8 protein-coding genes are annotated in these 12,023 nt (G+C 46.7%); 3 read left to right on the forward strand and 5 right to left on the reverse strand.

Annotated elements, in window-relative coordinates:
• Window positions 1-240: 240 nt before the first annotated feature.
• Complete coding sequence (locus FRIGORI9N_RS00005) at window positions 241-1,260, reverse strand: AraC family transcriptional regulator (RefSeq protein WP_236550756.1); 1,020 nt, start codon at window positions 1,258-1,260, stop codon at window positions 241-243.
• 106 nt (window positions 1,261-1,366) lie between these two features.
• On the opposite strand from FRIGORI9N_RS00005, the gene FRIGORI9N_RS00010 reads away from it, so the two are divergent.
• The 3 genes from FRIGORI9N_RS00010 to FRIGORI9N_RS00020 all read left to right on the forward strand — a co-directional run bounded on the left by FRIGORI9N_RS00010 (window position 1,367) and on the right by FRIGORI9N_RS00020 (window position 5,100).
• Window positions 1,367-2,425 (forward strand): putative solute-binding protein, encoded by a 1,059-nt coding sequence (locus tag FRIGORI9N_RS00010; protein WP_159567878.1) that lies wholly within the window; start codon window positions 1,367-1,369, stop codon window positions 2,423-2,425.
• Window positions 2,426-2,562: 137 nt separating this feature from the next.
• Complete coding sequence (locus FRIGORI9N_RS00015; protein WP_236550757.1) at window positions 2,563-4,050, forward strand: OmpP1/FadL family transporter; 1,488 nt, start codon at window positions 2,563-2,565, stop codon at window positions 4,048-4,050.
• A gap of 15 nt (window positions 4,051-4,065) precedes the next feature.
• Window positions 4,066-5,100 carry a hypothetical protein gene (locus tag FRIGORI9N_RS00020; protein ID WP_159567879.1) on the forward strand — a complete coding sequence of 345 codons (1,035 nt, stop codon included), beginning with the start codon at window positions 4,066-4,068 and terminating at the stop codon, window positions 5,098-5,100.
• A gap of 69 nt (window positions 5,101-5,169) precedes the next feature.
• On the opposite strand, the gene FRIGORI9N_RS00025 is transcribed toward FRIGORI9N_RS00020, so the two are convergent.
• From FRIGORI9N_RS00025 to FRIGORI9N_RS00040, 4 genes are read right to left on the reverse strand one after another with little or no spacing between them, the layout of a single operon-like run.
• Window positions 5,170-6,195 carry an AraC family transcriptional regulator gene (locus tag FRIGORI9N_RS00025; RefSeq protein ID WP_159567880.1) on the reverse strand — a complete coding sequence of 342 codons (1,026 nt, stop codon included), beginning with the start codon at window positions 6,193-6,195 and terminating at the stop codon, window positions 5,170-5,172.
• Complete coding sequence (locus FRIGORI9N_RS00030) at window positions 6,179-7,957, reverse strand: aldehyde dehydrogenase family protein (protein WP_236550758.1); 1,779 nt, start codon at window positions 7,955-7,957, stop codon at window positions 6,179-6,181. Before FRIGORI9N_RS00030 ends, FRIGORI9N_RS00025 begins: the two co-directional genes overlap by 17 nt.
• Window positions 7,950-9,620 (reverse strand): GMC family oxidoreductase, encoded by a 1,671-nt coding sequence (locus FRIGORI9N_RS00035; protein WP_159567881.1) that lies wholly within the window; start codon window positions 9,618-9,620, stop codon window positions 7,950-7,952. The genes FRIGORI9N_RS00030 and FRIGORI9N_RS00035 overlap by 8 nt, the downstream gene beginning before the upstream one ends.
• A gap of 33 nt (window positions 9,621-9,653) precedes the next feature.
• Entirely contained in the window at window positions 9,654-11,924 is a 2,271-nt protein-coding gene (locus FRIGORI9N_RS00040; RefSeq protein WP_159567882.1) for a fatty acid desaturase, read from the reverse strand.
• Window positions 11,925-12,023: the final 99 nt, after the last annotated feature.

Below are 12,023 nucleotides of genomic sequence, written 5' to 3' on the forward strand. Positions count from 1 at the left end.
GATACACACGAACGGGACGTTTCGGGGTAGTTTGAAGTGCACTCATGGTGTCCACCAAGAAATGGAGTGGACACTATGGTCGCCGTTCAGAACCAGTCATTTCAAGATGGGTTTGCTGGGGGCTTACTGTACTACCAACATCCAGAGGTTTGAAAGTTTGCTCTAAGTGAGGACATCTCTATTCATCTTATTATTCTAGGATAACTAACGATTCTTGTAAATTTAGTTGAACCTACCTACTCAAATAGTATTTTTGCGAAGAGCTAGAGGAGAGCGCCCAAAGTGACGCTTGCAGAATCTGACTAAAGTGGCCTGTTCGGAAAATCCTACCATCGAGGACAGGTGAGTCATAGGAATTTCCGTCTCGGTGAGATATCGGAGCGCTTCTTGACAAATGATCTGTGTTTTTATTTGATCGAAAGAGGTGCCTTCATCAGACAAATGCCGTTGCAAAGTTCTTGGGTGAATCGCCAACAGGTTAGCAACGGCAGATTTGTTGCACACTGTTTTCCCAAGTATTTTTTTGATTACTTGGGCTGTCCTCGCTGAATAAGTTCCACGGAGGCTTCGGAAATTGGTTTGAATGTGTAGGTCTACGATGTGACTAAGCTCAATATTGGGCTTATCGAGCCGAGTTTCCAGAGTCGAATCACTTAAGAGTAATGCTGCTCTGTCATGATCAAACTCAACAGGAGCACCAAAGAATCGATTGTAAACTTCATGGTGATTTCTTGGGCTATGTGGCAATATTGCTTTGATCAATTGATAATTTTCACCTGCTAGAATTTTTATAAAACGATGAAGATTGCTCAGGCAAATGTCTAGGGTTTGTGCGTGAAGCGTTGGTTTTTCCAGATTAATCGAAATGCTTATCCAAGTACCTGATGAAGATCTTTGGGTCATTGAGGGCTCTGGAAAGCTGTCAATCGCAATTGCCGGACTCATAACGTCAATATGTTTCGCTGCGTACTCTACCGCTTGACGTACTGTGGGCAAATTGCTGATTACCAACGAAAGCGGGCCTAGAATACTTATATCGTGATACGGCGACATGTTCAATCCGAGGCAAGGAAGATTCTTTGCTCTAGCAGCGTATTCGAGCATTTTGGCAAAGTCATCCATCGAGATGAACTCGTTGTCCTGATTCGCAAAGTCCAAGTTGAGTCCAAACTTCGAGGCAATTTCGCGAGCATCACTACCACCGCTGTTTAATACCTCGAGAAATCCCAACATGGCAGTCGATCTAAGCAAAAGTCGCATTTGTCTCCAAAGGTCAAAAAATAGTCTCTTATAGTCAAGAGTATATGTTTTTACCAATGTAATAATCAAAATAAATATTAAAAAAAATCATATGGAGACAACTTCGATGAAATTCATTACTCAAATCAATGACAAGAAATTTTGGATGATTTTGCTTGCGAGCTCAATCAGCGCTTCAGTTAACGCGCAACAGGATAGTCAAAAGTTGTGCGTATACGATCTTCTAGGAGCGGCAGGAGATATTTTTGCCATGGCTAAAGATTACGAGGTTGCGTCCAAAGCGTGGGGTGGAAATGTCAAAATTCATGCCTACACGGACGAGCGAATTGCGACCCAAGACTTCATTGCTGGTGAGTGTGACGCAGTATTTGCAACAGGTTTCCGCACTCGCCAATTCAATTCTACGACGGCGGCAATTGATTCTCTAGGAGCATCCTCAATCGTAAAAGACGGCAAGGTGGACATGAATGCCAGTTATGAAGTTGTACGTCGTGCAATTCAAGTATTCTCGTCGCCCAACTCCACAAAAATTGCGACCAATGGAAAATTCGAGATCGCTGGAATCATTCCCTTCGGTACAGCTTATCCGGTACTTAATGACAGAAAAATCCAGACAGTCGAGGATCTTGCTGGAAAAAAGATCGCTGCTTTTGATTACGACAAGGCTCAGGCGGTCATGATTCAAAGGATTGGAGCTCAGCCTGTTTCCGCGGATATTACAAACTTTGCAAGCAAATTCAATAACGGTATCGTTGACATGATTGCAGCGCCTGCAGCTGCATACAAGCCACTAGAACTCTATAGAGGTATTGGTAACAAAGGGGCTATAAATCGCTTTCCAATTGTTATATTAAGTTATCAAATGGTCATTAACACCAGCAAATTTCCTGCTGGCTTTGGACTTGAGTCGAGAAAGTATTGGCTCGGGCAATTTGAGCGTGCCTTGAAATTGATTGTTCGGGCAGAGCAAACAATTCCCGAGAAAACATGGAGTGACCTTACTCCTGAAAACATGATTAAATACACGATCATGTTGAGAGAAAGTCGAGGGTCAATCGTAGAGCAAGGTATCTACGATAAGCAGGGCTTGGTCATCATGAAAAAAATCCGATGTAGTGTGAATCGTGCGGATTCCGAATGCACTCCTGACAGCAAGTCGTTCTAATTTTTGATTTCCCGACCTTCACGGACCAGCCGCTAAAAAATAGCCGAGATCTTTTGGCTTTTAACTTCTCACGAAAGTTTAGCGGCTCTAGAACATCTCCGAGATTCAAATCGGCTACATCAAATGGCATATACAAAATGAGCAATAGAATGCTGTGTAGTGCAGCCTTGAAGCCGCTGACTGTCGGTGCGTTAGCGGCAATGCAAATTTATCTTTTAATCTGTAACAAAGCCTATGCAGGAGGTACCGCATTTGATGCTACTTCCATCAGTTCGATGGGAAGCGCAAATGCGGGGATGGCCGCCGAAGCGGGCGACGCATCTGTTCTATTTGCGAACCCTGCGGCATTGACTCGACTTAAAAGAGCTGAAGTCGTACTAGGCGCAGCGTTTGTGGGGATCAATACGTCTTACATATCCGGCCAAACGCCTGATGGATCTCCTACGAACAGTGGCACAAGCGGTAGCGTAGGACAAGAATTCAACAGGAAAAAAGGATATGACTCGACAGCACTTGCGCCTAATCTGTACGTGGCAATTCCAATTACCGAAAAATTAGTTGTTGGCTTTGGCGGGGGGGCCTCTCATGCGCTAATTGTTCGCTACGATGAAAACTTTCCAGGACGCAATCAAGGCCGTGACATTGACTTTAAAGTTAGCCGGGCCAATGTCGGGTTTGGTTATAAGCTCACTCCAAGCCTATCAGTTGGGGCCAACGGTTCCTATGAGAGATATTTTCAATCCCTCAAACTAAAGCTGAATTACCGGGATGCCGTTGACGGTTTATTGGACAATGGGTCCACATTGCTGGATGGGCTTAATGGGCTTGGGCTTGCGCCGCCGATTCCTGAAGAAGCAGATTTAAGTCTGCGGATGTTCGGCTGGGCCTTCAACGCACAGGCAGGTGTGCTTTGGGAGCCCACCGAAAATACGCGAGTTGGTATTTCTTACCGCCCAAAGACCAATTTCACCGGTATGCGCGGAAAACTTAAGATACAAGAAACTGCTGAGGGAGCTGAATTTAGGGAATTCCTAAACGGAGGACTGATTGGTGCGACAGGTCCTATCCTTAATGTGAATGGACCTCAAGCTGCGGGAGACCTGCTTCCTGAGCAACGAATCAAGCAAGATATCACTTTGCCCGACGAACTTCGCTTCAGCGTTTTCCATCATGCGAGCCCCAAAATTGATCTTATGGCCAGCTATACACGTCAGGACTTTTCGGTGACCAAGCTTGAATTTATACGAGAGTCGAACGGACGTGTATTGCAAGACATTCAACAAAACTTTGTAGTCGCAAACAGTTACAGGCTGGGGTTGAATTACAAGGCCTTCAAACGTCTCACATTAAAAGCTGGCTACGCAGTTGAGAATAGCGTAATTGATGATGAAACTCGAATTACGCTTTTACCTGACTCAGACAGACAATACTTTGGCTTGGGAGCACAATTCGAGTTGCGAAGAGATACCACACTGAATGTCTCATATATGAAACTAGACCTAGAGCCTGGTTCCACTGGCGCGAATGGGCAGGTCAACCCTGCTGAGGTTAGAGGGGGTGACTTTCAAGGTACAACAAAACTTGATATCGACTTTTTTGGTGTAAGCGTCACAGAACGATTCTAAAGGACAATCATTAAGATGATTAGGATACAAGAACTGAAAAACAAACTCTTAGCCATTGGAAGCGCAGCAATACTGACAGGCTGTTCTAGTATTCAAGGTGGAATCACAAACTTTGCTATTGGTATCGTGGAAGATCGAGTTGTGCCACCTATTCTTGAGCTGAATGATGTCGATATGGGTTGTGAGTTTGCCACAAGTGACTTCCCGTTAATTTCAAGTGCCACGAGAGCGTTTTACGGCGATCCAGCATTATTAGAATCATTGTTGTACACCACATCTGCAGTGTGTTCTGAAAAGCGCTCTGTAGATGAGGAGCTTCGATATCTGCGAGCCACACGTGCTAATCAAATTTCAGATGCACAAGACGCGCGAATCGCACAAAAGCGACTCCTTGAGATTACCGCTAGACGACAGTTCTCAGCATTTAAAGTTATGCGCAACCACCTAGAGAGAAAATATGATTTCCAATATGGTGGCGAAACCTGCCCTGAGTTCGAGCGGGACTATGATGAGCTTACCTACATTTTAGGAACAGTAGCTGGATTGCAGGCGGTGATAAATGATATTGCGGCGCAGCAAATGGTCGGCGTGCCGACTGATATTGCCCCTTTGTCTGAGCGCGCCTTGAAATGTGTTTCTAATACAAAGTGGTGGGGCGTTCCCTTGGCAGCAAGAGCTGTTGTATGGAATATTTTGCCTGGTGGGGCTGAAGGTAAAGACGTTTGGGGTAGCTTTAACCGTTCAATGTTGATCGGTGAGAGAAGTGGTGTTCGATTGGCGCATGTAATGTACGCAATATCGGCACAGGCGGCGGGGGATGAACAACGCTTTAGGGACGCGACAAAGCGTTGGGCTAGATCGCAAAATTTCAAACCTAGCAAGCCATATCGCTTGGTAGAAGATATATCAACACTTACGATGACCAATCTATCAGATCGATATTGGTCAGCAAACATCGGCACACGTACACCGATTGCTTCGATTGGGGATTACTGGGATGAATCACAACCTGCTGTCCAAGGTATCGATTTGGACGATTTGCTTAAATGAAAGCTCTTAAATACTGCAGCTTATTTGATGTAAGGTTTATTGGTAATGTCAGTTTTGTAGTCTCAGATTTTACAATTTGGATGGTGGAAAACCATACCAGCGGGTAAACGCCCTCCTAAAATTTGCGATATCTCCATAACCCAATAGATAGGCTGTTTCTTTTACACCCAAATGCATCATCTTCAGGTACTCATGAGCAAGGCGGCACCGAACGTTGTTCAAAATATTTCGATACGAGGTTTTATCTTCCCTTAGCCTGCGGTGAAATGTGCGAGGTGTCAAATTCAACAACTTTGCACACATATTTTGATTGGGAAACTCTCCTTGTTTGCTTTCCAACAACAACCTTTCAAGACGGCTCGCAATCGACTGATTGGCGTCAAGGCGCTCCAAGTCGCGCTGACAAATCGACAGCGCTTCGGACATAACTAGCGCATCGCGATGAATCAGAGGGCTCAAAACTTCCGAATAATTGAGAGCAATGCCTGTCCACGATTGCCCGTAAAGCACTTCGCAACCAAGTAATTCAAGAGCTATGCCTGCATGAGCAGGTTCAGACATCGAAAATAAAATTTTTTTACATGGACTATTGTTTGGCTCTGTTGCATCAATCACATTTTTGACGGTGCCCAATGCAATTTCAGCAACGACATTACCAATATCTCCTAGGCCTAGTATTGGCTCAAACACTACCCGAAATTCATCATTTACTGTTTCTGATCGTATGGTTAACAAGGATGTTCGCAGCGGTACATACCGCTCCACAACTTGCATAGATTGTTGTATCGTATTCGCTGACACTGCAGCTAAACCAACATTACCATGCGCGCTTGGCAGGAGGTTACAGCCCAACCTTAAGCCTAGTGCACCGTCTCCTGTTAGCTCAATGGCCTGTTTCAGCAATGCACTATAGGTTGAAATAGATACTTTGTAACCGGGTTTGGTCAAGCAAGTTACATCAAGCCCAACACCTGCAAGCCAACCGAATACGTCAAGCCCTTTATTTTTAAGTTGCTCGGCGATCTGTGGAATGTAATGAATTACTGTGTTTCCTAAATTAGTTGGGGTAGGGTAGGAGTTATCCTTTGAGCGCATTGATGAAAATTCCCGGTATTTTCCAAATCGAAGGGCGGTAATAAAAATAAGTTAACAACCGTCCAAGAGCGTGTTGTTTACGGTTTGTGATGAACCACGGCGGTCGAGGTAATAGACTAAAATTCAAAGACAATAAATTCCTCGGAAAAGGGCGCCAGGGGGCTTGAACAACCGTTTTTTCAGTACGCTCGAGCATCCAGGTGTTGTGCACCGTGCCAATGCCTGATCCTGGTTCTTTCAAACTGGCCCCGGGAAAGGCACCCCAAGGGCAGGCGTTGAGAAGAAAGGCTAATCCAGTCCACGTATTAATCGCGATGGTGCCATAGCGAAGTTGGCCCAGAAGCGATTCGAATTTGTCACGCCCAATTTTTTTAATGGTCGCAGGGTGAATTACGATGTTTGCCCCCAAAGTACCGTTTAATTTTTCATTCGCGAAATCAATGGCTGAGGCCAAGTAGGCTTTTGGGCATTCACCTGACAAATATTTGATCGTGAAGGCAGGAGCAAACACCTCATTGTTGGCTAGCCATTCAGATTCGCCCTGATCAAAGTCGGCCACCAAAAAGGTCAGCCTTCCAGATTGATCAAAAGACTCTATGCCACCATGTGCTCGAAAATCAGCGCAGCGCTGTTGACTGCCAGGATAATATCGCTCACGCCCACCATGGGATGTCATGATGGACTTTAGCTCACGAAGTAGTACCTCTGTTCCTTCCCACCCCTCTGGCACTATGAGCGTTTGCATGGCTACGCAGTTGTAGCCGGAATTCTGCATTTTTTGTGTTGCAATCTGCTCAGCCTGAAAGCGAATATCTGCTTTTGTCCATAGACCAGGCACGACAATGGTCGGGCAGACTGCACCTAACTCGGAAGTAATACGACGGGTATTACGTGGTTTACCGTTTTTTCTGTTGGTGTTTGCTTCCGTCCCCTCACCCCATACGATCAGGTCATGCGTGGCGGCAGCGCCCGTAATGTGAATGCTCTCCACCAAGGGATGTTCGACCAAATACGCCCCCAGTTGGTTTCCGCCGCGCACAATCCGAAGAGCATTGCGATCAATTAATGGTTTGAACGCAGCGTGTAAATAATCAAAAAGATAATCATTGATCGGGTTGAGTTTAAGCAACACGACCTCGTTTTCAACGAAGAGTTTGTGGAGTGAGTCCAATGGACTGATCGCTGCCACATTGCCTGCTCCTAACACCAAGGCCAGTTTTCCAGATCTTTCACTGGCAGGTAGATCGTAGGCTGAAGCAGCTTTAATCGAAACTTCATTTACGCCGCGCTGCATCCACACCTCTGCCTTTACACCTGATAAAAGCAGTTTGTCCCAAAGGGTATGCGGAAATACTTTCAATGCAAGTTGACCTTTCGCGACACGGCGATAGGGTAGTTGCGCTAGAAATGCCCTGTTCTCTATTTTGGAGAGTGTTTCAATAAGGCCATTGCAAGTGGCCATTACTGCCAACGGACCTGCAAACCATTCTTCCCCTGTCAATGTAGAGCTTGCTGGTAAACGCTTACGACGTGCTGCAATTCCAGCCCAGCCCTCAGATTGTTGAAGAAGCGCAGTCTTAATTTCTTGAAGAATGAGAATGCGAACAGCGCAATCGGTACGAGCCCACTCATGCTTGTTCTCATCAAGAACCAACAAAGCGTCGTTACAGCGTTGAATCTCTTCAGACGCAGTTTTCTCCCCAGAGGTTAAGTTCTGAACGGATATCTGCCCTATCGATAAATTGTCTAACGAGTCAGACATGGCTCACCTCCTTCTCATTTATCCGGGGGCTTGCGTTTGTTTTTGCGATTCGTTTCTTACCAAGGATCATGTCAGCCGCTTTTTCCGCGATCATGATTGAGGGTGCATTCGTATTGCCAGAAACCAAGGTGGGCATAACGCTCGCGTCTACCACTCTCAGTCCCTCTAGTCCATGCACACGTAGCTGTGCATCAACAACCGACATTGAGTCAGTTCCCATTTTACAGGTTCCTACAGGATGATAGATGGTGTCGGCTTTGGCGCGAATTTTTGATTCCCACTGAGAATCACTCATGCCTTCATGCACGCCGAAAAGCTCTTCATGCCGGTAGTTCTCTAATGGTTTTTGCATCAAAATTTCACGTGTGATTTTTGCTCCATTGATCAAAGTTTCAAGATCCCTGTGATCCGATAGGAACTTTGGATCAATCCCCGGATCATCTAAAGGATCGGCCGATTGCAAGAAAACCTCCCCGCGAGAGTAGGGACGAAGCGCGCACACATGGCAAGAAAAGCCGTAGCCTGCATGTAGTTTACGCGCGTGGTCTTCAACTACAGAAATTACAAAATGCAATTGTAAATCTGCACGATCAATTGACTTCGATGATTTTAGAAATGCAGCTCCTTCCGCAAAAGGCGAGGACAGCATACCCGTGCCATTTCGACACCACAAAGTGAGGTGCTTGAAAAATCCCAGCGCGCCTGCCAAACCCAATCCAAAGTTGTCAGTATCGAGTGACTTGAACGCCAGTGTGAAATCCAGGTGATCCTGCATGTTCTGCCCGACACCTGCTAACTCGTGCACCATGCCAATGCCATAGGGCGTGATGTCTTGTGATCTACCCACGCCCGATAACTGCAAGAGTTGGGGGGAGCCAAATGCGCCTGCAGAGATGATCACCTCGCGACGGGCTTTAACCAGAAATTCCTTGCCACTATGCCGATAAAAAACGCCCTTTGCGCGCTGGTTCTCCAAAAGAATGCGACAGGCGTGAGCGTTTGTAAGCACCGTTAGGTTTAAACGCTCGGCCATTATGGGATGAAGGTAAGCGGCCGCCGCTGAGCAACGCTCACCGTGCTTATTCATGTCATGAAATTGTGTTACCTGATACAGCCCGGTCCCTTCATTGTCACCGGTATTGAAGTCTTGCTGCTCTGGTAGTCCCCAGGCTTTTGCTGCTTCAATAAACGCGCGTGTCACCGGTCTCGGGCTGTTCTGATCCGACACATGAAGTGGTCCATTGGCTCCGTGAAACGGATCAGTACCTCGTTCGTTGTTTTCGGCGTCTTTAAAGTAAGGCAATACATTGTCCCAGTCCCAGCCATCACAACCCAAATTTGCCCAGCCATCATAGTCTTGTCTTTGACCTCGGATGTACAGCATGGCATTAATTGCTGAAGAGCCACCAAGTGTTTTGCCACGGGGTTGGTAGCCGATACGCCCATTCAAGCCGGGTTGAGGGACGGTATTAAAAGCCCAGTTATTCAGTTTTCCATATCCGGGGACCATCGCAACCATTCCAGCAGGCGTTCGAATCAAGGAACTTTCTCCACGACCACCAGCTTCAAGCAGACACACAGTTACTGACACATCTTCGCTCAAGCGCGCTGCCAGTGCTGCTCCAGATGATCCACCACCCACGATTACAAAATCGAATTCCATCATAATCTCCAAGCTAAGAATTAGTTGCTTCTATCAAGTCGAAGACGCTATCGAATCAAGAGACCATTGGCGGGGGTCATAGTCGACCAACTCTTTAATTCCACTTCGCTGATTGGCACGAAGAGCCAAGATTCGTTCCTCCTGGGAAGCAAAGTGTCGGTCCCACTCAACTAGTTTTGATGTCATGAGCTTGTGCCAAAGGGGGGGGCAAAGCGTCAAGAAAATTGTGGTCAGGTATCCGCCGATCATCACAGGCGCATCAGGCAGTGGCATCAAGTTCTGGTAGGGCACCTCGCCTTGCGCATGGTGGTGAGAATGGCGACTCAGGTTGAACATGCCCCACGATGTCATTCGACGGTTTGTATTCCAGGAGTGACGTGGCTGAACAGGCTGCTCAGGTAAGCGCACCATGCCGTAGTGCTCCATGTAGTTCACGATTTCAAGTAAGGATTTACCAAATAAAGCCGCCAAGGTGAAGCACAGTGCGCCTGTCCAGCCAGCTACCGAAAACGCGGCTATATTCAACACCACGCTCATGAGCAGGCCTCGCATGTAAGCATTGTGATAAGACAGAATTGGTAATCCCTTTTTGTTCAAGCGTTCAGCCTCAATCTTCGCAGCACTGATATTTCCCTTGATAGTCGAGAGAACCACATGAAGGTATACATTGCGTCCTCGTGGCGCTGTCGCTGGATCATGCTCAGTTGACACATAACGATGATGACCGTAGACATGCTCAATGGCAAAGCCTACGTCGTAACTAAACGCCAGTAGCCAACGACCAACCCACAATGAAATGGGGTCCCAAGTCCGATGTGTCAGTTCGTGACCAACCACAGTGCCCATGAATCCAATTAGAAAGCCGTAGTAAATAATTCCTGAAAAATAGCGATCTACAGACGAGGTCGCTTCTCGTGCCGCAAAGACGTCGTAACCGGTAAGACCCATGACAAATTCACCTAGGCCAAATGGATCTCCTGTCGATATCGTCCACATAAAGCAAAAACCAATCAACAAAAGGAGTGGCAAAGCTAACCACAATTGAACGGTCAAAATCCAGGGCTTGCGGTACTCGGGCGTCACTGTGTCGTCGCCCGTCAATATGTCACCTAGAACATAGAAGCCCAACAAACTCGCAAAACCTGCAGAGATCCAGGCGCCACCCGCCAAATATGCGACGACTGCGATTACTCCCATCAAATGAAACATCATGAACTTCAGATAATCACCAATGGTCGCCGGAGTTCTCTCAATCGAGGGCAAACCAACCGCTCCATAAAAGCCAGTGTTCATAACCTCTCGAACTACGAAGCGATCGGCATGAATACCTTGTGCAGCAAGCTTGTTCTCTTTTAATTCCTTAATTGCAGCATCAATCATTTGAGGCGGGCCACATAAGTAGGCTTGGGTCGCACCCGCTGCTTCCCTACGAATATGGTCCGTGACCAAGCCACGCAAGCCATTCCAGTCGTGATTGGAATGATCTTCACTAAGAATGGGAACAAACCGAAATCCAGGCCAATTCTTTGTGTAAGCGTCAAGACGATGTAATTCGTAGAGATCTTGTTCGGTGCGTGCACCGAACAACAGCGTGACGGGGCGCCGATCGCCCTTGCGCTCCATCTCCTCAAGCATTCCAAGTATTGGAGCCAGGCCACTACCACCGGCGATAAATACAACCTTTTCTTCGCCTTCACGTAGCCAAAAGTCTCCACCTGGACCTCGCACGGTTAGTATTTCCCCTTCGACCAGCTTATCGAATACATAAGTTGAAAACCGACCACCAGGCACTCTGCGAATGGTGAAGCTGGCCAGACCTTGTTTGTCTGGTGCATTTGAAAATGAATAACTACGCGGTGCGTTTTTGACAGAATCCAGCGTCAACTCGGCGAATTGGCCAGCCTTGTAATTGATTGGTTGATCAAGTTGCACGTCAATTCTCGCTATGTCATGTGTCAAGAACTCGCGCTTCACAATGCGTCCCGCTATTGGTGAAGAAGTGATCGCGGCGCTCTCGTCCATTTCCACATCAATGTCCGACTTCAAGCGACTTTGACAAGCCAAAATGTAGCCTTCAGCAATCTCTTCCTCAGAAAGCAGGTACGCGCTCTCAGTCAACTCCTGAACCTTGCCGTCCTTGAGCTTGCATTTGCAGGAACCACATCCTCCAACTCTGCAAATATTGGGAATTTCGATGTTTTGACGCAAAGCAGCTAAAAGTAGCGTTTCGTCGGCTTCAACATGAATGAGTTTGCCGTTTACATTGGCTTTGTGGGTTAAGCCTTTGTTTAGAAATTGAAACATGTCCGCCTTCAAGTGATTGTTATAATATGAAAAATGGCAATAGACCAATGAGGATTATTATGCGTAGGGGGTCATTTTCTGCAAAGAGGTGCATCGGAC

The organism is Limnobacter sp. 130 (assembly GCF_902506325.1).
Taxonomy (GTDB): domain Bacteria; phylum Pseudomonadota; class Gammaproteobacteria; order Burkholderiales; family Burkholderiaceae_B; genus Limnobacter.